Raw genomic sequence first — 25,401 nt, forward strand, 5'->3', positions numbered from 1 at the left:
CCTTGTTCCTGACGAGGTGACCCGACGGGTGGCTACCCGATCACCACGACGTGCAACGTGCGCGGCCCGTGCACACCCTCCACCCGGCGGAGTTCGATGTCGCTGGTTGCCGAAGGGCCGGAGATCCAGGTCTGCGGCCGGCGCGGATCCAGCCGGGCGATCGCCTCGGGCACGGTGCCCACGATCTGGTCGGCGCGCACCACGCACAGGTGGTAGTCGGGCAGCAGGGTGAGTACCCGGCGACCCTGGTCCGGGCCGGTGTCCAGGACGATGGTGCCGGTCTCGGCGATGGCGAGCGCGCATCCGGTGGCCACCGCGTCGATCTCGCCGAGCGTGTCCCGGCTCAGCTCGGGCGAGTCCACCACCAGATCGACGCCGAGCCGGGCCAGCCAGGACAGCCGCCTCCCACGGGGCACCACCAGCCGGGTCACGCCCGCGCGGCGCAGCAGCTCGCTCGTGCCCAGCAGCAGGTCGTGGGCGTCGTGCGCGCGCAGCACGGCGGCCTCGTAGTCGGCGACCCGCTCGGCGAACCGGCCGACCACGTCCAGGCCCACCGGACGCTCGCGCCGGTACGCCCGACGCACCGGCGGCGGCTTGGGTCGGTCGTCCAGGGCGGTGCGCAACCGGTCCAGGATCACCGTACGGGCCTCGCGGTCCGCCTCGTATCGCTCCACCGTCATTCCTCCAGACCACCGTCGGTGCGCTTGAGCCAGGTCCGGAACGACTCGGGCGGCGGCGCCGGCGCGTCCCGGTCGGCGAACCACGCACCGAGCGGGCCGGTGAACCGTTTCGGCAACGGCACCCGACCGATCACCCCATGCCTGGTGAACCGCGCGCCGACCCCGGCCACGTGTTGCGCGAAGCCGATCCGCCACGGCTTCTCGAAGGCCCACCGCACGGCCTTCATGCCGGCGTCCTCCGCCCGGTCGTGCGGACCGCGCCCGCCGTCCACAACCTGTGCACGAAGGTGCACGAGCACCTCGGGGATGTCGATCCGCACCGGACAGGCGTCGAAGCACGCGCCGCACAGCGAGGACGCGAACGGCAACGACGCGGTCTGCGCGTCCACCCGGTGCCTGGCGATCCCGCGCAGCTGCGGGGTCAGGATCGCGCCGATCGGCCCCGGATACACCGACCCGTACGCGTGTCCCCCGGTGCGCTCGTACACCGGGCACACGTTCAGGCAGGCCGAGCACCGGATGCAGCGCAGCGCCTGCCGGCCCACCGGATCGGCCAGCACGTCCGAGCGGCCGTTGTCGAGCAGGATCAGGTGGAACTCCTGCGGCCCGTCGCCGGGCGTCACCCCGGTCCACATCGAGGTGTACGGGTTCATCCGCTCACCGGTCGAACTGCGCGGGAGCAGTTGCAGGAACACCTCCAGGTCGCCCCACGTGGGCAGCAGCTTCTCCACACCCAGCACGGTGATCAGCGTTTGCGGCAGGGTCAGGCACATCCGCCCGTTGCCCTCCGACTCGACCACGCACACGGTGCCGGTCTCGGCGATCGCGAAATTGCCGCCGGAGACCGCGACCTCGGCCCGCAGGAACTTCTCCCGCAGATGCCGGCGCGCGGCGGTGGCCAGCGCACCCGGCTCGTCGCTCAGCCGCTCCGGCGCGGGCCGGCCCACCTTGCCCATCTCGCGGACGAAGATCTCCCGGATCTCGGCCCGGTTGCGGTGGATCGCGGGCACCAGGATGTGCGACGGCAGGTCCTCGCCGAGCTGCACGATGAGCTGGGCCAGGTCGGTCTCCCACGCGTGGATGCCCGCCTCGGCCAACGCGTTGTTGAGCTCGATCTCCTCGGTGGCCATCGACTTGACCTTGACCACCTCGTCCACGCCCTTGGCCCGGACGATCTCCACCACGATCGCGTTGGCCTCGGCCGCGTCCCGGGCCCAGTGCACGACGCCGCCCGCCGCGCGGACCGACACCTCCAGACGTTCGAGGTGGGCGGGCAGCCGGGCCAGTACGTCGTCCTTGATCGCCTCGCCGGCGCGCCGGAGCAGTTCCCAGTCCGGCAGTTCGGCGACCACCTCGTCGCGCCGGGCCCGGATGCTGTGCGTGGCCTCGCGCAGGTTGGCCCGCTGCACGTCGTTCGCCAACTCGGCGCGCGCGGCTTCGGGGAAGGGCGGCATCCCGACGAACGTGGGTTCCCTGCGTACGGGCGCGGTCATCGCGTCACCTCCGGTCCGTGGGCCCGCGCCGCGTCGAACCCGGAATCGGCGCCCAGGGCCGGCCCGTACGGCGGCACGTCCGGCAGCGCCGCGGTGTGCGCCAGGATGTCCGCGAGGTGCAGGACCCGAATGCCCGCGTGTTGCCGCGAGGCGAGTCCGCCGATGTGGGTCAGGCACGAGTTGTCGCCCGCGCACAACACCTGGGCGCCCGACTCCAGCACCGCGGCCACCTTGTCGTCGCCCATCGCCGCCGAGGTCTCCGCGTTCTTGACCGCGAACGTGCCGCCGAACCCGCAACACTCGTCCGCGCGCGGCAGGTCCACCAGGGTCAGGCCGCGCACCGCGCGCAGCAGCCGGGTCGGTCGGTCGCCCACCCGCAGCAGGCGCAGCGAGTGGCAGGTGGGGTGGTACGCGACGCTGTGCGGGAAGTAGGCGCCCACATCGGTCACCCCGAGCACGTCGACCAGGAACTCGCTGAACTCGTACACCTTGGCCGCCACCCGCGTGACGCCGGCCGGCAGCGTGCCGCCCGCCTCGCGGGCCACGCTCGCGTGGTACTCGCGCACCATCGCGGTGCACGACCCGGAGGGCACGATCACCGCGTCGTAGCCCTCGAAGGCGTCCACGAAGGAACGCACCAGCGGCACCGCGTCCTTGCGATACCCCGCGTTGAAGTGCATCTGCCCGCAGCACACCTGGCCGTACGGGAACTCCACCTCGTGTCCGAGGCGCCGCAGCACCCGGACCACGGACTTGCCGGTCTCCGGGAAGAGCGTGTCGTTGAAGCACGTGATGAAAAGGGCAAGGCGCACAATTGACCTCCTCGGTCGACTGTACGGACGTCCTTCGGCGGGCGCCCGGCCACAGCCGCCGCACGCGTCCGGTCGTGTGAACCCGGAGGCGGGGTGTGTCACGCCGGGTCGGGGCCGGTCGACGAGCGGGGGCCTTGTGCCCGACCTGCGAGGTCGCACCACGTAGGGTCGGCGCATGAGCCTCCGGACGGCACTCGGCCGCCCCTTCGCCGTCGCCCGTTCGCGGTTGACCACGCGTCGATCCCGTGTCCTGGCCGGTGTCCTCGCCCTGGTGGTGGTGATCATCGCGGTCGTGGGCGTCGGCGCCGTCGCCGGCGACGACCCCGCGACACCGGTGCGCAGCAGTGAGCAGCGCCTGGACGTCGCCGCCGGGCCGGGCGATTCGGCCAGGATCGGCATCGACACGACACTGTTCCTGCCGCCGGGAGTGCGCGAGCGCGCGCCCGCCGTGCTGCTCGCGCACGGATTCGGCGGCAGCAAGGCCGAGTTGCGCCGGGAAGCGGAGGCGTTGGCCCGTTCGGGGTATGTGGTGCTGACCTACTCGGCACGCGGCTTCGGCGCCTCGGGCGGGCAGATCATGCTGGACCAGCCGGACTACGAGGTGGCCGACGCACGGGCGCTGATCGACTGGCTGGCCGCCCGGCCCGAGGTGCGCCTGGACGGACCGGGCGACCCGCGTGTGGGCGTCGCGGGGGCCTCCTACGGCGGTGCCCTCGCGCTGCTGGCCGCGGCCCACGACCCGCGGGTGGACGTGATCGCGCCGCAGATCACCTGGCACGACCTCGCCGACGCGCTGTTGCCGAACGCGGCGGGCGGCGGGCCTGCCGGCGGGGTGTTCAAGAAGATGTGGGCCGGGCTGTTCTTCTCGTCCGGGACCAGCCCGCTGGGCGGCCTGACCCCGATAGACGCGAACACCGGCTGCGGTCGGTTCGCCGAGCGGGTGTGCGCGATCTACCGCGAGGTCGCCGTCGGCGGGAAGTCCACGCCGCAGGCCGTCGACCTGCTGCGTCGGGCCAGTCCGGCGTCCGCGGCGGACCGGATCGCGGTGCCCACGCTGCTGATCCAGGGTCAGAACGACTCGCTGTTCCCGCTCGACCAGGCCGACCGCAACGCCGCCGCGATCGCGCGCAACGGCGCGCCGGTGGAGATGGTGTGGACGGCCGGCGGGCACGACGGCGGGCGGCCGCAGAGCGCGATGGTGCGCGATCGGATCACCGGTTGGTTCGACCGGTGGCTGAAGCCGGCGCAGGCCGCGCCGAAGGCCGGTACGCCGACCTCCGCCGGGGCGTTTCGGGTGACCCGCTCGGGCGGCGTGGACAGCGCCACCCGTGAGCAGCGGCTGCGGATCGCCGACACCGACCGCTATCCGGGCCTGGACGGCACCCGGCAGCGTGCGGTCGCGCTGGCCGGGCCGGAGCAGACCGTGGCCAATCCGCCGGGGGGTGCGCCGACCTCGGTGTCCGGGCTGCCCGGGCTCGGGGCGCTGGCCGGCGCCGGCAGCCTGGGCGCACTCGCGTCGAGCGCGGGCGACCTGGGCGGGATCGCGTTCGACCTCCCCGGGCAGAGCGCGTTCTTCCAGAGCGATCGCTTCGACCAGAGCACCTGGATCACCGGCTCGCCGACGGCACGCGTGCGGGTCTCGGGCGCCGACGACATCGTGTTGTTCGCCAAGCTCTACGACGTCGCGCCGAGCGGCGGCACCGTGCTGCCGCACCAGCTCGCGGCGCCGATCCGGGTGACCGGCGCCGCGGCCGGGCGGGACGTGGAGATCCGGCTGCCCGCGATCGACCACCAGGTCGACTCGGGGCACCGGTTGCGCCTGGTGCTCACCGCGACCGACCTGGGCTTCGCGTCGCCGGACGCGCCCGCGAGCTACCGGGTCGCGCTCGCCGGTGCGCTGACCGTGCCGTCGGTGCCGCAACTGCACGTGGCCTCGACCGGCTACCCGTGGTGGACGTGGGGCCTGCCGCTGATCGCGGTACTCGTCGCGGGTGTCCTGTTGCTCACCGGGCGGCGGCGGGCCGTCGCGAAGGCCCCGGACCCGGCGCTGGCCGAGGTGCCGCTACGGATCCACGGGCTGACCAAGCGGTACAAGGGCGGCAAGCTCGCCGTCGACGACCTGTCCTTCCGGGTGGAGGCGGGCCAGGTGCTCGGCCTGCTCGGCCCCAACGGCGCGGGCAAGACCACGACGCTGCGGATGCTGATGGGGCTGATCCTCCCGGACGACGGCGAGATAAGGATCTTCGGCCGGGTGGTCGGCCCCGGGGCGCCGGTGTTGTCCCGGCTCGGCTCGTTCGTCGAGGGCCCCGGCTTCCTGCCGCACCTGTCCGGGCGGGAGAACCTGTCGCTGTACTGGCGCGCCACCGGCCGCCCGCACGCCGACGCGCACTTCGACGAGGCGCTGGAGATCGCCGGGCTGGGCGAGGCGCTGGATCGCAACGTGCGCACCTACTCGCAGGGCATGCGGCAACGGCTGGCCATCGCGCAGGCGATGCTCGGCCTGCCGGACCTGCTCGTGCTGGACGAACCCACCAACGGGCTCGACCCGCCGCAGATCCGGGCGATGCGCGATGTGCTGATCGGCTACGCGGCCACCGGCCGCACCGTGGTGGTCTCCAGTCACCTGCTGGCCGAGGTCGAACAGACCTGTACGCACGTCGTGGTGATGCACCGGGGCCGGCTGATCGCCGCCGGTCCGGTCGAGGAGATCGTCGGCAACGGCAACACGCTGGTGATCGGGACCCCCGTCCCGGACCTGGCGATCGCGACGCTGAAGGATCTGCCGGGCGTCGGCTCGGTGGAGCCCGAGGAGGGCGGCGTGCTCGTGCATCTCGCGGGCGCGCAGACCTCCGTCCTGGTGGCCGAACTGGTCGGCGCGGGCGTCGCGGTGGACCGGGTGACCGCACGCCGCCGCCTGGAAGACGCGTTCCTGACGCTCATTGGGGAGTCCTGATGACCCGTACGCTCCCCGACCTGCCGACCGACGAGGGCGCGCACCCGATCCCGGGCGCGGCGCACGCGCACGGTTACCGGCCTCGGCACACGCTGCCCGTGTGGGTGGAGACCGTGCGTCAATTCCGGCGCCGGCGCACGTTGTTCATGATCGGGCTGCTGCTCGCGCTGCCGTGGATCCTGGTCGCCGCGTTCAAGATCGGCGGCGATCCGTCGGCGGACGCGGTGCCCACGCTGGTGGACGTGGCGACCAAGAGCGCGCTCAACTTCACCGCGTTCACGCTGTTCGTCTCGACCGGCTTCCTGCTGGTCGTGGCGGTGGCCCTGTTCTGCGGCGACACCGTTGCCAGCGAGGCGAGTTGGTCCTCGCTGCGGTATCTGCTGGCGGCACCCGTTCCGCGCGCGCGGCTGCTGCGGGTCAAGCTGGTGGTCGCGCTGGGCTACAGCGTGCTGGCCCTGGTGCTGCTGCCGCTGATGGCGATGATCGCGGGCACGATCGCGTTCGGCTGGGGCCCGTTGGACCTGCCGGTGGGGGCCTCGCTGCCCACCGGCGAGGCGCTCGGGCGGATGTCGGTCGTGGTCGTGTACGGCGTGGTGGCGCAACTGGTGGTGATGGGCATCGCGTTCTGGCTGTCCACGGTCACCGACGCGCCGCTGGGCGCGGTGGGCGGCGCGGTCGGCCTGGTGGTGGTCTCCAACATCGTGGACGCGGTCACGGCGCTCGGCTCGTGGCGGGACTATCTGCCCACGCACTGGCAGTTCGCGTGGGTCGACGTGCTCCAGACCGACCCGCAATGGGACGGCATGATCAAGGGCAGCGCGGTCTCGGTCGCGTACGCGGTGGTCTTCCTGGCGCTGGCCTTCCGGCACTTCGGGCGCAAGGACATCGTGTCGTGACGTCTCCTTCGGCAGCGGTGATCACGGGCGGCGAGCCGGGGTCGTTCGCGCGGTCGGTGCTCGCGGAGCGGCATCCGGCGCTGATCGCACGGGTGCGGGAGGCGTTCCCGTGGCCGCCCGAGCGCGGGCGGGCGCTGGACGCGCTGCTCGACGAGATCACCGACGGGGTGATCACGCCGCTCGGGCCCGAAGCGCACGACGGTGGCGTGTGGGATGCCGCCCACCTGGGCCGTTCGTGGTTCGACGTGCCGTTTCTGTGGGCGGAGAGCTACTTCTATCGCCGCTTGCTCGCGGCGACGGGCTACTTCCGGGACGGTCCGTGGCACGGGGTCGACCCCTTCGCGCCGTTCAAGCGCGACGAGTTGCGCGGTGCGGTGGTGGACGAGGAGTTGGCCGCGCTCGACGGTCTCGGCGCCGAGTCGGGCGACGCGCTCCTGCACGGCGCGTTGTGGGGGAACCGGGCCGACCTGGGCTTCCGCATCTCCTCCTCGGCCGACGACCCCGCCCCGTCGCACCTGGTCGCCGACGACAGCGGCCGGTTGTGGTCTTTGCTCCCGGTCGGTGGCGGCGCCGAGGTGCACCTGATCGCGGACAACGCCGGCCGCGAGTTGATTCCGGACCTGGTGCTGCTCGACCACCTGTTGCACACGGGGCGGGCCGCCGAGGCCGTGCTCCACCTCAAGCCGTATCCGTACTTCGTCTCCGACGCGACCACGGCCGACTTCCTGGCCGCGCTGGACCGCCTCCGGTGCGCACCCGGCCGCGCCCGCGACATCGGCGCCCGCCTTTGGTCGGCGCTGGGCACCGGTCGGCTCGCGGTGGGCGCCCACGCGTTCTTCTGCGCGCCCCTCCCGTATGACGCGATGCCCGACGACCTGCGCCGGGACCTTTCGAAGGCCACCGTCACCATCCTCAAGGGCGACCTCAACTACCGCCGCCTGGTGGGCGACCGGCTCTGGCCGGCCACCACGCCGTTCGCCGAGCGGGTCGCCCACTTCCCCGGCCCCACGGCCGCCCTGCGCACCCTCAAGTCGGACGTGGTGGTCGGCCTCGACACCGCCACGTCGACCGCCTTGGACGCGAGCGGGCAGGCGTGGCGCACCAGCGGCACACATGCGCTGATCCAGGTGAGCGGCTGACACCGGCTGTTCTCGTGGCCGGCCCGGACATGAATCGTCCCCACCCCGTAGCCCCGGCGGGCGAAGCCGTTCCCGCCGAGCCGGCCCACGCCCCGGCGCGCGGCCCGCGCCGTCGCGATGTCGGTCAGCGCACCAGGGGCAGGAAGATCGTGTCGACGATCTCTTCGAGGACGTGGTCGGGCACGGGGACGAAGGTGGTCAGGATCTCGTGGCGCAGCAGGTCGAAGGGGAGGGACTTGACGCGCTCGGTGAGGCGTTGCGGTTCGATCTCGCCGCGCTCGACGGCGCGGTCGAAGAGCACGTCGACGGCGTCCTGACGCCCCGTCCCGAGGAGGTCGCCCGGGCTGGTGCCGGTCTCCCGGTAGTAGCCGGCCAGGTGCACGCTCATGACGGTGGCGAATTCGACGCGGGTGGCGTTGATCTCCCGCATGAGGGTCAGCACGTCCTCCCGCAGGCTTCCCGTGTCGGGGACGTCGAGGCGGCTCTCCTCCAAGGCGTGCACGATGGCCGCCCGGACCAGTTGCTCACGGTCGGACCAGCGGCGATAGAGCACGGGAGGGCTGGTGCCCGCACGTCGGACGACGGCGTCCATGGTGAAGCCGGCATAGCCGTTGTCGGCGAGTTCCGCCCAGGCCGCATCGAGAAGAGCCTTCTCCAATGCCGCCCCGCGGCGTCGCTCGGCCATCGACATCTCCCTTAGATAGACTTGCCTATCTTATCTCGGCGCCCTATCGTCGGAGCCGTAAGATAGGACTCTATATCTTAGGCGGTTGTCCGTGCACACCCCCCAAAGAGCCGACGCCGACGCCGGAGCCGCACCCGTGACTGCGGCGACGGACCCCGACCGGGTAGACCCCGCCGTGTGGCGCATGGCGTTCACCCTCATCGTGGGCGCCCTCGCCGTGGTCTTCGACACCACCGTCGTCAGCGTCGCCCTCAACGACCTGGCCGGCGAACTCGACGCCCCGCTGTCCACGATCCAGTGGGTGAGCACCGGCTACCTGCTGGCCATGTTCGCCACCATGCCGATCGCCGGATGGGCCCAGTCCCGCCTGGGCGGCAAACGTCTGTGGATCGCGGCGCTGGGCATATTCCTGGTCGGCTCGATCCTGTGTGCGCTCGCCTGGAACGCGGCCGCCCTGATCGCCTTCCGCGTCGTCCAGGGCGTCGGCGGCGGCATCATGATGCCGCTCATGATCACGCTGATCATGCAGGCCGCCAAGGGCCGCAACATCGGCAGGGTGATGGCCGCCGTCACCCTGCCCGCCTCGCTCGGCCCGATCCTCGGCCCGGTCCTGGGCGGCCTCATCCTGCATCTGGCCGACTGGCACTGGCTGTTCCTGGTCAACGTCCCGTTCTGCGCCGTCGGCGCCTGGCTCGCCCGGCGCAACCTGCCCGAGGACCGACCCGCCCCCGACAGCCCCCGGGTCCGGCTCGACGTGATCGGCCTGTTCCTGCTCTCGCCCGGCGTCGCCGCGGTCATCTACGGCCTCTCCCGGGTCGAGGGCAGCGCGGGCTTCGCCGCCGCCGAGGTCCTCGTCCCGCTGATCGGCGGACTCGCCCTGATCGGCGGCTTCACCGCCTGGGCGCTGACCCGCACCACCACCGGCGCCCTGGTCGACCTGCGGCTCTTCCGCCATCGCGCGCTCGGCTCCGCCGCCGGCCTCGGCTTCCTGGCCGGCATCACCCTGTACGGGGCGATGCTGCTGCTGCCGCTGTACTTCCAGCAGGTCCGCGGTCAGGACGCCCTCGGCGCCGGACTGCTGCTCATCCCGCAGGGCGTCGGCGTGCTCTGCTCACGTACCCTGGCCGGCAAGTACACCGACCGCCTCGGCTCCCGCCGGGTCGCCCTCGTCGGATTCGCCGTCGCCGCCGCGGCCACCGTGCCGTTCGCCTCCGCGACCGCCGACACCGGCGAAGTCCTGCTCATGGCCGCCCTGTTCGTCCGCGGCGTCGGTCTGGGCGCCGCCACGATCGCACTCACCGGCGCCGCCTACATCGGCCTGGCGCACCGGGAGATCCCGGACGCCGGCATCATCACCCGCGTCTCCCAGCAGATCGGCGGCTCGGTGGGCACCGCCGCCGTCGCCGTCGTCCTCCAGCACACCACCGCCGACGCGCACACCCCGGGCGCAGTGGCCGACGGCTTCGGCGTCGCCTTCGGGTGGTCCGTGGCCTTCACCGCCATCGCCGTCCCCCTGTGCCTCCTCCTGCCCGGCCGCCCCACCCCACCACCGGACGGCCGGCAGTCGAAGGCGCGAGCACATGCGCGCTGATCGTCTATCCCGCCACCACGCGCACCGGCAACCCGCCGACCGCGCGCCGCAGGGCGATCGCCAGATCGGCGAACTCCTCGCCTCGTCCCGTGCTGGAGCGCATCACCAGGCCGATGGTGCGGTACGGGGCGGGCGCGGCGAACCGGGAGACGGCCAGCTGCGAGCCCGGCCGGGTCTCCACGTCGATCGCGGTCTGCGGCAGCAGGGTAACGCCCAGGCCGCCCGCGACCAACTGCACCAGGGTCGGCAGGCTCGCCGCGCGGGTCGCGCCCGCCTCGCCCGCTCCCACCTCGCGGCACACGTCCAGCGCCTGGTCGCGCAGGCAGTGGCCCTCGTCCAACAGCAGCACGTCCAGCCCGCGCAGCGCGGCCCGCGGCACGTCCGCGCGGTTCGCCAACTCGTGCCCCTCGGGCACGATCAGGGTGAAGTCCTCCTCGTAGAGCGGGATCTCCTCGACACCCGAGATGCCGGAGGGCAGCGCGAGCAGCAGCAGGTCGAGCCGGCCGCTGGTGAGGCCGTCCAGGAGCGAACCGGTCTGCTCCTCGTGCACGTACAACCGCAGGTCCGGATACTCCTCGCGAACCAGCCGCAGCAGCGCCGGCAGCACGTACGGCGCGACCGTGGGGATCACGCCCAGGTGCAGCGGCCCGGTGAACGGGCGTCGGGCGGACTCCGCCTCGTCGACCAGGTCGGCGAGCGCGTCCAGCACCCGCCGGGTGTGCCGCGCGACCCGCTCGCCGGCCGGCGTGAGCAGGACGCGGCGCGTGGTGCGCTCCACCAGTTGGGTGCCCAGCGCCTCCTCCAGGGCGGCGATCGCGCCCGAGAGTGCGGGCTGGCTGGTGCCCACCGCGGCGGCGGCGTCGCGGAAGTGCAGGTAGTCGGCGACCGCGGAGAAGGCCCTGAGCTGCGACAACGTCGGCGTACGAGTGCTGATGGGAACCACCTGTGAAGTGCGTGCGAACGACCGGCCCCGCCGTGCCTCCACGATAGGGCAACCGGTTCGACCGGCCCGGACCCGCGCCGGCGGCCCGCCTGCGAAGGCGGGGTTTGTCACCTACATGCCTTCATTTCCCCTCTACCCGCCGGTAGCTTGCTCTCGCTCCACAGAGCCCAAGTCCCCTTTGGGCGGCTCGTGCGTGTTCCTTCCATGCCACGAAGGCGAGGGTGCATGTCCACATTCGAGCGTGTGCGCGACAAGGTCCTACCGGTGGCGCTGATGGCGACCCTGATGGGTCTCACCGGCGGCCTGACCGCGGGCGGATCGGCCGGCGCGGCGCCGGCGGCCCCGGTGGCCGCCGCGTTGTCCCCCCAACTGGAGGCGATCCGGCAGGCCGAGGCCCAGGCGCTGTACGGGAGCCCCGGGGTCAAGCCGTTGGCCGAGCGAAAGACCTCGCTGATCTCGCTCGGCGACAGTGAGATCGCCGGCGAGGGCGTCGGCGTGTACGAACCCGGCACCGACGGTCCGGACAACTGGTGCCACCGGTCGCCGGACGCGGCCATCCACCGGACCGGGATCCCGGCCGACGTGACGTACAACGTCGCGTGCTCGGGAGCGTCCACGGTCAACATCCGGATCGGCGGCACCAAGCAGTACGCCGACGAACTCGTGCAGTCGGACAACCTGGCGATCAAGGCGCGCAACACGCGCGTACGGCTGATCCTGCTGGTGGCCGGTGCCAACGACGACATCCGGTTCGGCCCGACCATGACCGACTGCGTGACCAGGCGGGTGTTCTTCCAGGGCGAGTGCTACGGCACCTACCAGCCCGGCTGGCAGGCGCGGGCGGACGCGATGCGGCCCAAGGTCGAGCAGACCGTTCGCGACCTGAAGACCACCATGGCGGACGCCGGCTACCAGAGCGGCGACTACAAGCTGGTGCTGATGGGTTATCCCTCGCCGATCGCCCCGGACGTCGAGGACAACCCCGACTTCCCGGGTTGGTACCGCGGCGGTTGCGTGGGCTACCTGCGCGACGCCGCGTGGGGGCGGAACGAGGCGGTACCGATCTTCGAGCGGGCCGAGCGGCAGGCCGCGGCGAACACCGGCGTGACCTACCTGGACAACTCGCGGCTGTTCCACGGCCACGAGGTCTGTACCGACAACACCTGGGCACGCGGACTGTGGTTCGCCGGGCCGGACATCTTCGACGAGAACACCACCCGGCAGAGCTTCCACCCCAACGACCGGGGCCACCTGGCCTTCGCGTCCTGCCTCACCCAGCTCTACAACTCCGGATTGAGCCAGGCGAGTTGCGCGGACTCGGCAAGCACGGGGGCGACCACGCTGTACCCGGGCGTACTCAGTGCCGACTTCCGGCAATTGCGTAACGAGGGCACCGGATTGTGCGCCGACACCTACGGTTTCTCGTCGCGCAATGACACCCCGGTGAAGCTGTGGCCCTGCCACGGCGGACGCAACCAGGGCTTCTGGTACGACGCCGCGAACCAGTCGCTGCACACCGAGCTCAGCCAGGACCGGTGTGTCGATCCGCTCGGCGGCGGCCGCACCTCGGGCACCGCGCTGGTGTTGTGGAACTGCAACGGCGGCGGCAACCAGCGCTTCGTCGAGGTCGCGGGCACGCTGCGGCCCGCGGACACCCAGTCGTTGTGCGTTGCGGCGGCATCGGCGGCGGAAGCGACCCTGGGCGCCGCGCTCGTACTGGCCGGATGCGACGGATCGGCGGGGCAGCGCTGGGTGAAGGAGTCCGCGCAGTCGGTGCGCTTCGCGGAACTCAAGGCCGGGGGCACCGCCAAGTGCCTGGACGTGGACGGCGGCACGATGACCGCCGGGCGCGCCGTGCTGGCCTGGGACTGCACCGACAACACCAACCAGAAGTGGTGGCGCAACCCCGCCACGGGTCAGGTGCACAGCCTCAAGGACCCGGCGTTCTGCCTGGACAACCGCGGGGTCACGGCGGCGGGCGCGGGGATGGGCATCTGGCGCTGCGACGAGGCGCGGGGTGCGTACCTGAACAACCTGCGATTCGACGTGGACGCGGACGGCCGACTGGTCAGCCGGGTCTCGGGTCTGGTCGCGACCGCACCGACGGGCAACGGCGCGATCACCCAGCAGCCGGTCGGCACCTCGGCCGCGCAGCGGTGGACGGCGGGCGCCTCGGTTCCGCTGCCGTACACGGTGATTCCGTACGACGCCTACTGATCGCGGCCTCGCGGCCCCGAGCGATCGCGGGATCGCCGTTCGAGCACGCGGCCTCCGTCCGGAACGCGGGCGGGGGCCGCGGCACGTCGCGGGTCAGTCGACGTCCTTGCGGAAGCGGTCGATCTCGCGCCGGGGTCCGCCGTCGAGCTCGTGCCCGCGCTGCTCCTTGCGGCGCTTCGCCTTGACCACCACGCCGCCCATGATCGCCAGGCCCTTGATCACCACGACCGGTGCGCGCGGGTCGTCGGTGTACTGCTCGTGCACCTCGAAGCCGCCCATGAAGCCGAATCCGTGGTCGCGGACCGTGACGCCCTCCGGGATCCGGATGTCGATGCCACCCCAGAGCGTGAAGACGTTGATCACCAACTCGGGTTCGTCGAACACCGCGTCGGTGAGGTCGATGTCCACACCGCCCATCACCGCGACCGCGTTCAGCTTCGCCCCCGCGCGCCAGCGGCCCTTGCGGGTCGAACTGCTCCAGAACGCGAACATGTTCGACCGGGCCGGGCGCGGCGGCACCGAGTTGGCCGCCGCGGGCTCGTAGCCGACCGGGGCCGGTGCCGGGAGATCGGCGATGAGCGGTTCGAGTTGGCGCACCGTCTTCGCGGCCAGCGCGGCGTCCACCCGCTCGGCGTGCTCGTCGGCGGTCAAGCGGCCTTCCGCGAGCGCGTCCCGCAATACGTTCACGTAGCGGTCGCGGTCGGCGTCGGAAGCCCGCAGCTCGGGGGTGGGCGGCTGGGCTCGACGCTCTGGGCTGTTGTCCACGAGGTAAATCTAGCCCGGGGGTGCATCGGCCGGGAGTACGGAGCGGGCGAGCAGCCGGACCGCTTCGCGCAGTCGGTCGGGGGAGAGCCCGGCGTAACCGATGATCACGGCGGGCGGGCCGGCCGCGAACGCGCGCAGATCGGCCATCGGTTCCACCCGCACACCGTGCTCGCGGGCCCGGCGCACGGTGGCCGACTCGTCCGATCCGGGCGGGAGTTCGACGCACAGGTGGATGCCGGCGGAGATGCCGTGCACGCGCGCGGCCGGCAGGTGCTCGGCGACGGCCTCGGCGACCGCGTCGCGCCGGATCCGGTAGTGCGCGCGCATCGCCCGCAGGTGGCGCTCGTAGGCACCGGTGGCCAGCATCCGGACCAGGGTCAACTGGGGCAGCATGGCCGAGCCGAGGTCGGCGTTGGTCTTGAGGTCGTGGATCCACTCGATCAGCGGGGCCGGCAGCACCGCCCAACCCAGCCGCATGCCCGGCGCGAGCGCCTTGCTGGTCGAGCCCAGGTGCACCACCCGGTCCGGGGCCAGCCCCTGGAGGCAACCGACCGGGTCGCGGTCGTAGCGGAACTCGGCGTCGTAGTCGTCCTCCACGATCAGCCCGTCGTGCGTGCGTGCCCACGCGACCAGGGCCGCGCGGCGGCGGGGCGACAACACCACGCCGGTGGGGTACTGGTGGGCCGGGGTGACCAGCACCGCGCGGGCGCCGGTGCGGGCCAGCGCCTCGACGTCGATGCCCTCGGCGTCGGTGCGCGCGTAGGCGACGGTCAGGCCGTGGGTGGTGAAGATGCCGCGCTGGCGGTCGCTGGAGGGGTCCTCCACCGCGAGCACGTCCCGGCCGAGTCGGCGCAGCGCCTGGGAGACCAGGGACAGCCCCTGGGCCACGCCGTTGACCACCACGATGTGCTCGGGCCGGGCCTGTGCGGCGCGTACCCGACCCAGGTAGTCGGCCAACGCGGCGCGCAACTCGCTCGCGCCGGACGGGCCGGGGTAGTCGAACGCGGTGTGCGGGGCGGTGTGCAGCACGTGCCGCGTCGCGGCCGACCACGCCGCGCGCGGGAACGCGGACAGGTCCGGGACGCCGGGCTTGAGATCGTGGGTGATCGGGACCGCCGGGCGCGCGTCCCCCGCGTCCGCCGGTTGCGGCGCCGCGCACGCCGCGGTGACCCGGGTGCCCGATCCGTGCCGCGAGGTCAGATAGCCCTCGGCGACCAGTTGCTCGTACGCGTCGACCACCATGCCCCGGGAGACGCCCAGGCTCTCCGCCAGCGCGCGGGTGGACGGCATCCGGAAGCCGGCCGGAAGTCGACCCGAGCGGATCGCCGTGCGCAGGCCCGACTGCACCTGGGCGCCGAGCCGGCCGGCCGATCGGTCGAGGTGGACGAGGAGTTCGCGCACTGGGGATACCTGCCGCTCGGGGTTCGCCGGATCGAGTCGGTTCGGCGGTCTCGACGCACGCCCGGGGAGGGGAGAACGTCGGGGCCGGCTCCGGGTGGTCCGCCGGCGATCCGGAATTGGTCCGGTTTCTCGGCCCGGAAGTGGCTCTGCCGGGGAAGCCACCCGCTTCCTAACGTTACGTCACATGAAGTCATCCGCGATGTCACCCCGCTCGATCGGCCTGGTCTGCGCGGCGTCCGCGCAGGGGTTGATCGGGGCCGCCGCCGGGGTCTCCGCCGTGTTGTCGGACTATCCCGTGACCGGCGGTCAGATGCTCCGCTACGCGGTGGCCGCGCTCGTGCTGTTCGCGGTGCTGCGGCTGCGCCGGATCCCGTTGTTGCGCCCGACCCGCCGTGAGCTGGTCCGGCTGGGACTGCTCTCGTTGTGCGGGCAGACCCTGTTCAACCTGTTCCTGTTCGCCGCGCTGGACCGGGCGGATCCGGCCACGGTGGGCAGCATCCTGGGCGCCACACCGCTGCTGCTGGTACTGGCCGCGCCGCTGTCGGGTGGGCGGCGGCCGAGTCGGTCGGTACTGGTCGCCTCGATCGTGGTGGTCGCGGGGGCGGCGGTGGTGCAGGGCTTCGGCGGCGGGACTGCGGCGGGCCTGGTCTTCGCGTGCGGGGTGGCGCTCTGCGAGATGGGCTTCACGCTGATCGCGGTGCCGCTGCTGCCCCGGCTGGGGGCCTGGCGGATCGCCGCCTACGCCACCGCGATGGCGATTCCGCAGATGCTCGTGGTCGGGATGTTCACCGACGGCACCGAGCTGATCCGGATGCCGTCGGGGACCGAGTTCGCCGCGCTGCTCTACCTCGCGTTGCCGCTCACCGCCGGCGCGTTCCTGCTGTGGTACTCGGCTCTGGCCCGGATCGAACCGGAGCGGGCCGGGCTGTTCATGGGACTGGTGCCGGTGACGGCGGCGCTGTCGGGCCTGGCCCTGGGCACCGGCGCGCCCACCTGGGCACAGTTCGGCGGCGCGCTGCTGGTCGGCGTGGGCGTGGTCCTGGGCATGCGCGCCGAACGCGGCGGCGGCACCGAACCCGAAACCGGCCCGGTCCGGGAGCTCGCCGCGCAAATCCCGCTGCCGGCGACCTCGAAGCCGTGACCGGTTCGGGGCCGCTCTACCCTGGACGAGGCCCCGTACCGGATGAGCACCGCATGAGTGAGGATCACGATGCCCGCCCCTGAGAACACCTTCAGCGCCTACACGGATCTGCTGCCGCTGGGGGAGGACACCACGCCGTACCGGCTGCTGACCGCCGATGGCGTGTCCACGTTCGAGGCGGGTGGGCGTCGGTTCCTCAATGTCGACCCCGAGGCGATGACGCTGCTCGCCCGGACCGCGATGCGGGACATCTCGCACCTGCTGCGGCCCGGGCACCTGGCCCAGGTCGCGCGGATCCTGGAGGATCCCGAGGCGTCGGCCAACGACCGCTTCGTCGCGCTCGACCTGCTCAAGAACGCCAACATCGCGGCCGGCGGCGTACTGCCGATGTGTCAGGACACCGGCACCGCGATCGTGATGGGCAAGCGCGGCCAGCACGTGCTCACCGACGGGCGGGACGAGGAGCACCTGTCCCGCGGCATCTCCAACGCGTACACCGAGCTGAACCTGCGCTACTCGCAGATGGCCCCGCTGACCATGTGGGACGAGAAGAACACCGGCAACAACCTGCCCGCCCAGATCGAGCTGTACGCGACGCCCGGCGAGGCGTACAAGTTCCTGTTCATGGCCAAGGGCGGTGGCAGCGCCAACAAGTCGTACCTGTACCAGGAGACCAAGGCCGTCCTGAACCCGCAGAGCATGCTGCGCTTCCTGGACGAGAAGATCCGCTCGCTGGGCACCGCGGCCTGCCCGCCGTACCACCTGGCGATCGTGGTCGGCGGCACCAGCGCCGAGCACGCGCTCAAGACCGCGAAGTACGCCTCCACCCGCTACCTCGACACGCTGCCCGGCCAGGGCTCGGCGCTGGGCCACGGCTTCCGCGACGTCGAGTTCGAGGCCGAGGTGTTGAAGCTGACCCAGCAGATGGGCATCGGCGCGCAGTTCGGCGGCAAGTACTTCTGCCACGACGTGCGGGTGATCCGGCTGCCCCGGCACGGCGCGTCCTGCCCGGTGGCGATCGCGGTGTCCTGCTCGGCCGACCGCCAGGCGCTGGCCAAGATCACCGCCGAGGGCGTGTTCCTGGAGGAGCTGGAGACCGACCCGGCCAAGTACCTTCCGGACACCACGCACGAGGACCTGGACGACACCGTCGTGCAGATCGACCTCAACCGGCCGATGAGCGAGATCCGCGCGGAGCTGTCCAAGTACCCGGTCAAGACCCGGCTGTCGCTGACCGGCCCGGTCGTCGTCGCGCGCGACATCGCGCACGCGAAGATCAAGGAACTGCTGGACGCGGGTCAGCCGATGCCGCAGTACCTGCGTGACCACGCGGTGTACTACGCGGGCCCGGCCAAGACCCCCGAGGGCTACGCGTCGGGCTCGTTCGGCCCGACCACGGCGGGCCGGATGGACTCCTACGTCGAGCAGTTCCAGGCGGCGGGCGGCTCGTTCGTGATGCTGGCCAAGGGCAACCGCAGCAAGCAGGTCACCGACGCGTGCAAGACGCACGGCGGCTTCTACCTCGGCTCGATCGGTGGCCCGGCGGCGCGGCTGGCGCAGGACTGCATCAAGAAGGTCGAGGTGCTGGAGTACCCGGAGCTGGGCATGGAGGCGGTCTGGAAGATCGAGGTCGAGGACTTCCCGGCCTTCATCGTGGTCGACGACAAGGGCCAGGACTTCTTCGCCGACGTCACCACGCCGACCTTCCAGATCAACAAGCGCGCGTGAGCCGATCGGCCCGGGGACGAGCGTCCCCGGGCCGATCCTCGGCGCGCTCACCGGTGACGAACGCGTGAGCGCGCTCACCCGGTGACGGACGCGTCGCCGACCGTGGCAGCGAGCCGGACCGTCGGGCGCGAACCGGCGGGCTGCCGGCGGCCGGTGCCGCTCGGTCAGCGCACGGTGCTCGGGCTGCCGGCGGCCTCGGCCACAGCGCGAGCTGACCCGGTCCGCGCAGACCCGCGTCCGCCTCGCCGGCCAGAGCCAGGAAGTAGTCCGCGTGCGCACGCCGGATCCGCTCCTCCTCGCCCGCTTCGGCCAGCCGCGCCGCGCCGAACGCGCGGATCGTCTCCAACATCCGGAATCGGCCGCCGTCCCCGTCCGCGAGGGTGATCAACGACTTCTCGGTGAGTCCGGCCAGCAGGTCGTCGGCCTCGTCCTCGGACCCGCCGCACACCGCGGCGACGGCGGCCAGGTTGGCGCCGCCGGTGAACACGGTGAACCGGCGGGCCAACGCGCGCTCGTCCGGGTCGAGCAGGTCCCGGCTCCACTCGACCACCGCGTGCAGCGTGCGATGCCTGGGCGCGGCCGTACGGCTGCCGCGCGAGAGCAGCCGGAACCGGTCGTCCAGGCGCGCGGCGATCTCGGTCAGCGGGAGGGTGCGCAGGCGGGCCGCGGCGAGTTCGATGGCGAGCGGCAGACCGTCCAGCGCGGTGCAGATCCGCGCGACCTCGGGCGCGGTCTCCGCGGTGACCGCGAAATTGGGCCGTACGGCGGCGGCCCGGGCGGCGAACAGTTCGATCGCCGGGGCGGCGCGCAGCGCGTCCAGATCGGCGTCCGGGTCGGGCAGCGCCAATTCCGGTACCGGGCACAACACCTCGCCGGTGATGCCCAGCGGTTCCCGCCCGGTGGCCAGGATCCGTACGCCGGGACACTCGTCGAGCACCCGATGGGCGAGTTCGGCCGCGGCGCCCACCACGTGCTCGCAGTTGTCCAGGATCAGCAGCAGCCGGTGGCCGGCGAGTACCGAGACGATCCGCGCGCCGGGATCGACCTCGGCGGCCGACGCGGTCACGCCGCCGGCCTCGCGGATGCCCAGCGCGCTCGCCACCACGTGCACCAGCGCCGCGTCGTCGGCGGCGCGGGTCAGGTCCACGAAGCACACCTCGTCCGCGGTGCGGGCGGCGGCCTCGATCGCCAGTCGGGTCTTGCCCGCGCCGCCGGGCCCGGTCAGGGTGAGCAGCCGCGCCGCGGTTCCCGACCCGGTCAGCCGGGCGAGTTCCGCCTCGCGGCCGACGAAGCCGGTCAGCCGGCCCGGCGGCGGGGTGAACACCGGTCCGGGCAGGGCCGGTTCCGGGGCCGGTGGGGGTGCGCTCGGCGCGCCGGGGCCGCGCAGGCCCGGGATCTCGCCGCGCAGCACGGCGACGTGGACGGCGGCCGGCTCGGGGGAGGGGTCGGCGCCGAGTTCGTCCGCGAGCACCCGACGCAGGTCCTCGTACACCTCCAGCGCCTCGGCCTGGCGGCCGGTGCCGTGCAGCGCGCGCATCAGCAGCCCGCGCGGACGCTCCCGCAGCGGATGCGCCTCGACCAGCACGCGCAACTCCGGGATCACCCCGCGCAGTGCGCCGATCGCGATCTGGGCCTCGATGTGATCCTCGGTCGCGGCCACCCGCAACTCCTCCAGGCGGGTGGCCCGCGCCCCGGCGAACGGCACGTCCGCCGGCGCCGGCCCCCGCCACAGCCCGATCGCCTCGCCCAGCAGCGCGGTGGCGGACGCGTGCTCACCCGCCGCCGGCGCCGCCCGCCCGCCGCGCGCCAGTCGTTCGAAACGATGCGCGTCCACCGCTTCCGGGTCCACCGCGACGCGATAGCCCATCGCGTGGAACTCGACGAGTTCGCCGTCGCCGCCATGGGCCCGCAGCCCGCGCCGCAAGCGGGAGACGTGCGACTGCAACGCGTTCGCGGCACCCGCCGGCGGGTCCTCGCCGTAGAGCCCGTCGATCAGTCGTTCGGTGGGCACGATGTGCCCCGCGTCCAGGAGCAACAGCGCGAGCAGCGCCCGCGCTCCCGGTCCGCCGGCGGCGATCGGGCTCCCGTCGGGGAGTCGAACCTCAACGGGTCCCAGGATGCCGAAGATCATGCGGCGATTATCGCTGCCCGGGATCGCGGCGGGCGGGCCGTCGGCGAGGTCGGTGCGTGGTCCGGGAACACCTGCCGCGGAGCGCGTCGTTCCGTGGATGTCCTCGAGGTTTCCATGTGGTTACTTGTCGTCGCGTTGTCGCGCCGGCGCGCATGGGGCGGTTCGCCCCGGGTAGGCGACTGACACACCCGACCCGAGGAGAGCAGCGTGACGGAACGGATCGACATACTTCGCGGAGCCCGCAGCGCGACCTGGACGCCCCCGGTGGCCGGCGCGTGCGCGACCGCGGATCGGCAGTTGTTTCTCGGATATCCCGGTGAACCCGTCGTCGCCCGTCTCGCCCGCGAGGAGGACGCCAAGCGCGTCTGCGCGCGCTGCTCCGTCCTGCTCGAATGCCGCGCGAGCGCGCTGGCCGAGACCAACCCGGTCGGTGTCCGAGGCGGCCTGACCCCCAACGAGCGCGGCGCCGTGCGTCGACGCCGCGCCTATCACTGATCCGCCGTCGGCCCGGACGTCGGTCGGGCTCGGGCCGTGTGTCGGTCGGCCTCGCCGACGATGTGATCGTGCGGGGTGTCGGTGGTCAGCCGCGCCAATTTGCGCAACAGCGCGGTCAGTTCCTCGGACTGTTCCGGTGACCAGTCCGCCATCACCTCGGTGAGCATTTGCCGACGGGCCTCGACCAGCGCCTCCAGCGCCTCGTGGCCCTTGGCGGTCAGTGTCATCGTGCCCTCGCCCAGCCGCTCGATGTAGCCGGCGAAGGTCAGCTCGTCGGCGTATCGACGGACCCGGTCCTGGGCCTCGTGCAGCCGGTGGGCGAGGTCGGGGATCGAGATCGGCCCCAGGAGGTCGAGCTGCACGAGCCCGTACGCGCACGGTACCGACAACTCGACGCCCGAGCGCTGGATCATGCGTTCGTAGCGCGACCAGCCGTTCTCCCGGTGCACCATCTGTGCCATCGCGCGCTCGATCTCCTCCACCGAACTGCGCGCGGTGGACGACATCGGCGGCGTGGGCTCGGCCTCGCGGGTGGCCTCCCGCAGCGGGACCTCCTCGAGCAGGAAGGACAACACGAACGCGATCAGCACGATGCCCGAGGCGACCAGGAACACGGTCTGGAGCGACTCGGCGTAGGCGTGGATGAAGCCGGTCTTGGATGCCGGCGGCAACTTGTTCAGGTCTTCCGGGTTGATCGCGGACGCAGACCCGGTGCCGGTTCCCGCCGGCATGCCCTCGCCGCGCGCGGCGGCCTCGCGCAGGTGCACCGTGAGTCGGTTGTTGAAGATCGTGCCGAAGATCGCCGCGCCGAACGAGCCGCCGATGGAGCGGAAGAAGGTCGCGCCGGCGGTGGCCACGCCCAGGTCCGAGTAGGGCACCGAGTTCTGTACGGCGAGCACGATGACCTGCATGACCAGGCCCAGTCCGACGCCGAAGACCAGCATGTAGAGCGAGGACGCGGCGGTGGTGGTGAACTCGTCCATCCGCGACATCAGGAACATGCCGACCGCCATCACGGCGGTGCCCAGGATCGGGTAGATCTTGTATCTGCCGGTCCGGCTGATCAGTTGCCCGCTGACGATCGAGGTGATCAGCAGGCCGCCCATCATCGGCACCAGCCGCAGGCCCGACTCGGTCGGCGTGGCGCCGTTGACGACCTGCATGAACAGCGGCAGGAAGCTCAGCCCGCCCATCATCGCGAAGCCGACGATGAAGCCGATGCCGGCGGTCACCGAGAAGATCCGGTTGCGGAACAGCTTCAGCGGCAGCACCGGCTCCTGCGCGCGCCGCTCGACCGCGACGAACCCGGCGAGCAACAGCACCGCCGCGACGCCCAGTCCGATGATCTGCGCGGAGGCCCACGGGTAGGTGGTGCCGCCGAAGGTGCTGAGCAGGACCAGGCAGGTGGTACCACCGGCCAGCAGCGTGATGCCGAGGTAGTCGATGCTCGGCCGGGTGTGCATCTCCTTGGTGTGCAGCGCGGCGGCGATCACGGCCAGCGCGATCAGGCCGATCGGTACGTTGATGTAGAACACCCAGCGCCAACTGAGGTTGTCCACGAAGAACCCGCCGAGCAGCGGCCCGGCCACCGAGGTGACCCCGAAGACCGCGCCGAACAGGCCCTGGTAGCGCCCGCGCTCGCGGGGCGGCACCACGTCGCCGATGATCGCCTGGGACAACACCATCAGGCCGCCGCCGCCGAGCCCCTGGATCGCGCGGAACGCGATCAACTCGAACATGCCCTGGGCGATGCCGCACAGCACCGAGCCGATCAGGAAGATCACGATCGACGCCTGGTAGAGCTTCTTGCGCCCGAACAGGTCGCCGAGCTTGCCCCACAGCGGCGTACTCACCGTCGACGCGAGCAGGTACGCGGTGACCACCCACGACAGGTGGTTGAGCCCGCCGAGGTCACCGACGATGGTCGGCAGCGCGGTCGACACGATGGTCTGATCGAGCGCGGCCACCAGCAGCCCGAGCATCAACCCAATCAGGATCAGTCCGAGTCGGGGCGCCGCCTCGGTCTTCGCCGGGCTGCTGCCGTTGCCTTCGGCGGTTTCGGCATGCCTACCGCGCGGCGCGCTCATCCGGGGGGCCTCCTCGATCGATGCTCAAGGAGGATCCCCATAAACAGGTATAAAATCCGCACCTATTCGTGGGACGGGCAGCCCTGTCGGATCGAACGCCGGCCGAGTCGCGCATCCGACGTCGACCCGGTCGCGCATGTCGACCGCCGATCGCGTCGCGTATCGAACGCCGGCCGAGCCGTTTTCGGCCCGGCCGGCGTTTGAGGCCACCCTCGGCCGCAGGCCGGGTCAAACCCCCGGCCGCACGGCCTTAACGCGCGTGGTCGAAGTCGATCGCGCTGTACGCCCGCAGCTTCGCGAGCCGGTGCTGGCTGTCGATCTGGCGGATCGTGCCGCTCTTGGAGCGCATCACCAGCGACGACGTGAGCGCCGTGCTCGAGCGATACCGCACGCCGCGCAGGAGTTCGCCGTCGGTGATGCCGGTCGCCACGAAGAAGACGTTGTCGCCGCGGACCAGGTCGTCGGTCAGCAGCACGCGCGACAGGTCGTGGCCCGCGTCGATCGCCTTCGCCCGCTCGGCCTCGTCCTTGGGCCACAGGCGACCCTGGATCACGCCGCCCATGCACTTGATCGCGGCGGCGGTGATGATGCCCTCCGGCGTACCGCCGATGCCGAGCAGCAGGTCGACGCCGGTGCCGTCCTTGGCCGCCATGATCGCGCCGGCCACGTCGCCGTCGGTGATGAACTTGATCCGGGCGCCGGCCTCGCGGATCTCCTTGACCATCGAGTCGTGGCGGGGCCGGTCCAGGATGCAGACCGTGACGTCCTCGACGGCGCTGTGCTTGGCCTTGGCCACCCGGCGGATGTTCTCCGCGATCGGCGCGGTCAGGTCCACCACGTCGGCCGCCTCCGGGCCGGTGACCAGCTTCTCCATGTAGAACACGGCGGAGGGGTCGTACATGCTGCCCCGCTCGGACACGGCCATCACCGCGACCGCGTTGTTCATGCCCTTGGCGGTCAGCGTGGTGCCGTCGACCGGGTCGACCGCGACGTCGCACTCGGGCCCGGAGCCGTCGCCGACCCGTTCGCCGTTGAACAACATCGGGGCGTCGTCCTTCTCGCCCTCGCCGATCACCACGACACCGTTCATCGACACGGTGTGGATCAGGCTGCGCATCGCCTTCACGGCGGCGCCGTCCGCGCCGTTCTTGTCACCTCGACCGACCCAGCGGCCGGCGGCCATCGCGGCGGCCTCGGTGACCCGGACGAGTTCGAGGGCGAGGTTGCGATCCGGGGCTTCCGGCGCGACCTCGAGCTGCGGGGGTACAGATTGGTCCGTCATCTGGCGGGCCTTCCTGTAGGGGAACCGGTCCGTAACCACGAGGGGTGCCCTGATCCCCGGGAGCCGTGCGTCATCGGTGCGGGTGGCACGGCGATTGCGCGGCCCCGAGTCCGGACTGGTTCCAACGGGATTGCCCCGATGTTATCGGTGAGCGGTGTTATCGGTGCAGGTAGGCCGTGCAAAACGAGCCGGCCCGCAATGCGACCATGTTCCGGTGGCGACAAAGTCGGGTCGAGAGACCGTCCGGGACATGGTTCTTTCCCTCGGAGCATGCGGCCTCGTGGTCGGCGCGCTGTTCCTGGTGGCACCGCACAACGGTGGGGATCCGGTGAAGCGGGTGCAGTACGAGCAGTCCTTCCGCCAAGCGGCCCGGGTCTCGCCGTATCCGCTGCTCGCGCCGCAGGGGCTGAGCGAGCAGTGGCGCGCGACGTCGGTGAACTACTCGGGGTACGACCGCAACCAGACCACGTGGCACATCGGCTTCATCAACCCGAACGACAAGTACGCCGCCGTCGAGCAGACCAACGGCTTCACCGACGAACTCGTCCGGGACAAGGGCAAGCGCGGGCAGCCGGTCGGCAACCGGGACGTGGTCGGCGAGCAGTGGAAGGCCTACGACGGACCCAAGTACCGCTCGCTGGTCCGCGTTCGCGACGGCGTGACCACGATGGTCACCGGCAATGCGACTTTCGAGGATTTGACCGTTCTCGCCGCATCCCTGCGAACTGCCGCCCCGTGAGCCGATGGCCGGCGAATCCGTCGGCCATATCGGGGCGACTCGGGCGCTCGGGTGAACAGGATGTGCAGTGGCTTGTAAAGAGATTGTAAAGACCCCACGCCCTCCTCTGCCCCGCGCGTTACTCCCGCCCCTAGGGTCCGGAAGCCCGGTCGAACACGAGTCGGCATCGTCGTGACCCGATGGTTGCCCTCGCGTGTCCGCCGAGCTTTCCGAGCCGTCCCGA

At 72.0% G+C, this 25,401-nt stretch carries 19 protein-coding genes; 9 read left to right on the top strand and 10 right to left on the bottom strand.

The features are described 5' to 3' along the window. Positions 1-32: 32 nt before the first annotated feature. The 3 genes from ACIBSV_RS35145 to ACIBSV_RS35155 are packed head-to-tail and all read right to left on the bottom strand — an operon-like array spanning position 33 to position 2,985. Positions 33-680: a lactate utilization protein C gene (locus tag ACIBSV_RS35145; RefSeq protein WP_395870377.1), complete on the bottom strand. Its 648-nt coding sequence runs from the start codon at positions 678-680 to the stop codon at positions 33-35. Further along, a complete protein-coding gene (locus ACIBSV_RS35150) occupies positions 677-2,173 on the bottom strand; it encodes a lactate utilization protein B (protein WP_395870379.1) in 1,497 nt (498 codons plus the stop codon). The genes ACIBSV_RS35145 and ACIBSV_RS35150 overlap by 4 nt, the downstream gene beginning before the upstream one ends. Further along, positions 2,170-2,985: a (Fe-S)-binding protein gene (locus ACIBSV_RS35155; protein WP_395870381.1), complete on the bottom strand. Its 816-nt coding sequence runs from the start codon at positions 2,983-2,985 to the stop codon at positions 2,170-2,172. Before ACIBSV_RS35155 ends, ACIBSV_RS35150 begins: the two co-directional genes overlap by 4 nt. Positions 2,986-3,160: 175 nt before the next feature. Here ACIBSV_RS35155 and ACIBSV_RS35160 point away from each other — a divergent pair, with 175 nt between their 5' ends. From ACIBSV_RS35160 to ACIBSV_RS35170, 3 genes are read left to right on the top strand one after another with little or no spacing between them, the layout of a single operon-like run. Beyond that, the gene (locus tag ACIBSV_RS35160; protein WP_395870383.1) at positions 3,161-5,938 is read left to right on the top strand and encodes an alpha/beta fold hydrolase; all 2,778 of its coding nucleotides are present in this window, start codon (positions 3,161-3,163) and stop codon (positions 5,936-5,938) included. Further along, complete coding sequence (locus ACIBSV_RS35165) at positions 5,938-6,834, top strand: ABC transporter permease (protein WP_395870385.1); 897 nt, start codon at positions 5,938-5,940, stop codon at positions 6,832-6,834. Before ACIBSV_RS35160 ends, ACIBSV_RS35165 begins: the two co-directional genes overlap by 1 nt. Continuing rightward, a complete protein-coding gene (locus ACIBSV_RS35170) occupies positions 6,831-7,973 on the top strand; it encodes a damage-control phosphatase ARMT1 family protein (protein ID WP_395870387.1) in 1,143 nt (380 codons plus the stop codon). The genes ACIBSV_RS35165 and ACIBSV_RS35170 overlap by 4 nt, the downstream gene beginning before the upstream one ends. 124 nt (positions 7,974-8,097) lie before the next feature. On the opposite strand, the gene ACIBSV_RS35175 is transcribed toward ACIBSV_RS35170, so the two are convergent. Then, a complete protein-coding gene (locus ACIBSV_RS35175) occupies positions 8,098-8,658 on the bottom strand; it encodes a TetR/AcrR family transcriptional regulator (RefSeq protein ID WP_395870389.1) in 561 nt (186 codons plus the stop codon). A gap of 184 nt (positions 8,659-8,842) precedes the next feature. Between ACIBSV_RS35175 and ACIBSV_RS35180 the strand changes: the two genes are divergently transcribed. Then, positions 8,843-10,249 (top strand): MDR family MFS transporter, encoded by a 1,407-nt coding sequence (locus ACIBSV_RS35180; protein ID WP_395870391.1) that lies wholly within the window; start codon positions 8,843-8,845, stop codon positions 10,247-10,249. A gap of 4 nt (positions 10,250-10,253) precedes the next feature. Here the strand turns inward: ACIBSV_RS35180 and ACIBSV_RS35185 are convergent, their stop codons facing one another. Next, positions 10,254-11,192 carry a hydrogen peroxide-inducible genes activator gene (locus ACIBSV_RS35185; RefSeq protein ID WP_395870393.1) on the bottom strand — a complete coding sequence of 313 codons (939 nt, stop codon included), beginning with the start codon at positions 11,190-11,192 and terminating at the stop codon, positions 10,254-10,256. A 273-nt stretch (positions 11,193-11,465) separates the two neighbouring features. Here ACIBSV_RS35185 and ACIBSV_RS35190 point away from each other — a divergent pair, with 273 nt between their 5' ends. After that, positions 11,466-13,409: a ricin-type beta-trefoil lectin domain protein gene (locus tag ACIBSV_RS35190; RefSeq protein WP_395870666.1), complete on the top strand. Its 1,944-nt coding sequence runs from the start codon at positions 11,466-11,468 to the stop codon at positions 13,407-13,409. Positions 13,410-13,502: 93 nt separating this feature from the next. Here ACIBSV_RS35190 and ACIBSV_RS35195 read toward each other — a convergent pair whose 3' ends face one another. Together ACIBSV_RS35195 and ACIBSV_RS35200 are read right to left on the bottom strand one after the other, a co-directional pair. After that, positions 13,503-14,174: a DUF1707 domain-containing protein gene (locus ACIBSV_RS35195; protein WP_395870395.1), complete on the bottom strand. Its 672-nt coding sequence runs from the start codon at positions 14,172-14,174 to the stop codon at positions 13,503-13,505. Between the two features lie 9 nt (positions 14,175-14,183). Continuing rightward, positions 14,184-15,575, bottom strand: coding sequence for a PLP-dependent aminotransferase family protein (locus ACIBSV_RS35200; RefSeq protein WP_395870397.1), 1,392 nt, complete (start codon positions 15,573-15,575; stop codon positions 14,184-14,186). A gap of 184 nt (positions 15,576-15,759) precedes the next feature. On the opposite strand from ACIBSV_RS35200, the gene ACIBSV_RS35205 reads away from it, so the two are divergent. Together ACIBSV_RS35205 and ACIBSV_RS35210 are read left to right on the top strand one after the other, a co-directional pair. Next, the gene (locus ACIBSV_RS35205) at positions 15,760-16,716 is read left to right on the top strand and encodes a DMT family transporter (RefSeq protein ID WP_395870399.1); all 957 of its coding nucleotides are present in this window, start codon (positions 15,760-15,762) and stop codon (positions 16,714-16,716) included. 69 nt (positions 16,717-16,785) lie between these two features. Further along, positions 16,786-18,444, top strand: coding sequence for a fumarate hydratase (locus ACIBSV_RS35210; protein WP_395870401.1), 1,659 nt, complete (start codon positions 16,786-16,788; stop codon positions 18,442-18,444). Here the strand turns inward: ACIBSV_RS35210 and ACIBSV_RS35215 are convergent. Continuing rightward, entirely contained in the window at positions 18,428-20,575 is a 2,148-nt protein-coding gene (locus ACIBSV_RS35215) for a BTAD domain-containing putative transcriptional regulator (protein WP_395870403.1), read from the bottom strand. The two genes, ACIBSV_RS35210 and ACIBSV_RS35215, sit on opposite strands and share 17 nt — an antisense overlap. A gap of 207 nt (positions 20,576-20,782) precedes the next feature. Between ACIBSV_RS35215 and ACIBSV_RS35220 the strand changes: the two genes are divergently transcribed. Next, on the top strand, positions 20,783-21,070 hold the full coding sequence (locus tag ACIBSV_RS35220) for a WhiB family transcriptional regulator (RefSeq protein WP_395870405.1): 288 nt from the start codon (positions 20,783-20,785) through the stop codon (positions 21,068-21,070). On the opposite strand, the gene ACIBSV_RS35225 is transcribed toward ACIBSV_RS35220, so the two are convergent. Together ACIBSV_RS35225 and glpX are read right to left on the bottom strand one after the other, a co-directional pair. Beyond that, complete coding sequence (locus tag ACIBSV_RS35225; RefSeq protein ID WP_395870407.1) at positions 21,064-23,157, bottom strand: MFS transporter; 2,094 nt, start codon at positions 23,155-23,157, stop codon at positions 21,064-21,066. The two genes, ACIBSV_RS35220 and ACIBSV_RS35225, sit on opposite strands and share 7 nt — an antisense overlap. A 250-nt stretch (positions 23,158-23,407) precedes the next feature. After that, positions 23,408-24,439, bottom strand: coding sequence for a class II fructose-bisphosphatase (gene glpX, locus ACIBSV_RS35230; protein WP_395870409.1), 1,032 nt, complete (start codon positions 24,437-24,439; stop codon positions 23,408-23,410). Between the two features lie 214 nt (positions 24,440-24,653). Here glpX and ACIBSV_RS35235 point away from each other — a divergent pair, with 214 nt between their 5' ends. Beyond that, positions 24,654-25,178 (top strand): DUF4245 domain-containing protein, encoded by a 525-nt coding sequence (locus ACIBSV_RS35235; protein WP_395870411.1) that lies wholly within the window; start codon positions 24,654-24,656, stop codon positions 25,176-25,178. Positions 25,179-25,401 lie beyond the last annotated feature (223 nt).

Origin of the sequence: Embleya sp. NPDC050154 (genome assembly GCF_044460165.1) — a bacterium.
In the GTDB taxonomy this organism is placed as follows: Bacteria; Actinomycetota; Actinomycetes; order Streptomycetales; family Streptomycetaceae; genus Embleya.

Coding starts and splice junctions, on each gene's coding strand:
- ACIBSV_RS35145 (WP_395870377.1), bottom strand. CDS start 680: ATGACGGTGGAGCGATACGAGGCGGACCGCGAGGCCCGTACGGTGATC.
- ACIBSV_RS35150 (WP_395870379.1), bottom strand. CDS start 2,173: ATGACCGCGCCCGTACGCAGGGAACCCACGTTCGTCGGGATGCCGCCC.
- ACIBSV_RS35160 (WP_395870383.1), top strand. CDS start 3,161: ATGAGCCTCCGGACGGCACTCGGCCGCCCCTTCGCCGTCGCCCGTTCG.
- ACIBSV_RS35165 (WP_395870385.1), top strand. CDS start 5,938: ATGACCCGTACGCTCCCCGACCTGCCGACCGACGAGGGCGCGCACCCG.
- ACIBSV_RS35175 (WP_395870389.1), bottom strand. CDS start 8,658: ATGGCCGAGCGACGCCGCGGGGCGGCATTGGAGAAGGCTCTTCTCGAT.
- ACIBSV_RS35180 (WP_395870391.1), top strand. CDS start 8,843: ATGGCGTTCACCCTCATCGTGGGCGCCCTCGCCGTGGTCTTCGACACC.
- ACIBSV_RS35190 (WP_395870666.1), top strand. CDS start 11,466: ATGGCGACCCTGATGGGTCTCACCGGCGGCCTGACCGCGGGCGGATCG.
- ACIBSV_RS35205 (WP_395870399.1), top strand. CDS start 15,760: ATGAAGTCATCCGCGATGTCACCCCGCTCGATCGGCCTGGTCTGCGCG.
- ACIBSV_RS35210 (WP_395870401.1), top strand. CDS start 16,786: ATGCCCGCCCCTGAGAACACCTTCAGCGCCTACACGGATCTGCTGCCG.
- ACIBSV_RS35215 (WP_395870403.1), bottom strand. CDS start 20,575: ATGATCTTCGGCATCCTGGGACCCGTTGAGGTTCGACTCCCCGACGGG.
- ACIBSV_RS35225 (WP_395870407.1), bottom strand. CDS start 23,157: ATGAGCGCGCCGCGCGGTAGGCATGCCGAAACCGCCGAAGGCAACGGC.
- glpX (WP_395870409.1), bottom strand. CDS start 24,439: ATGACGGACCAATCTGTACCCCCGCAGCTCGAGGTCGCGCCGGAAGCC.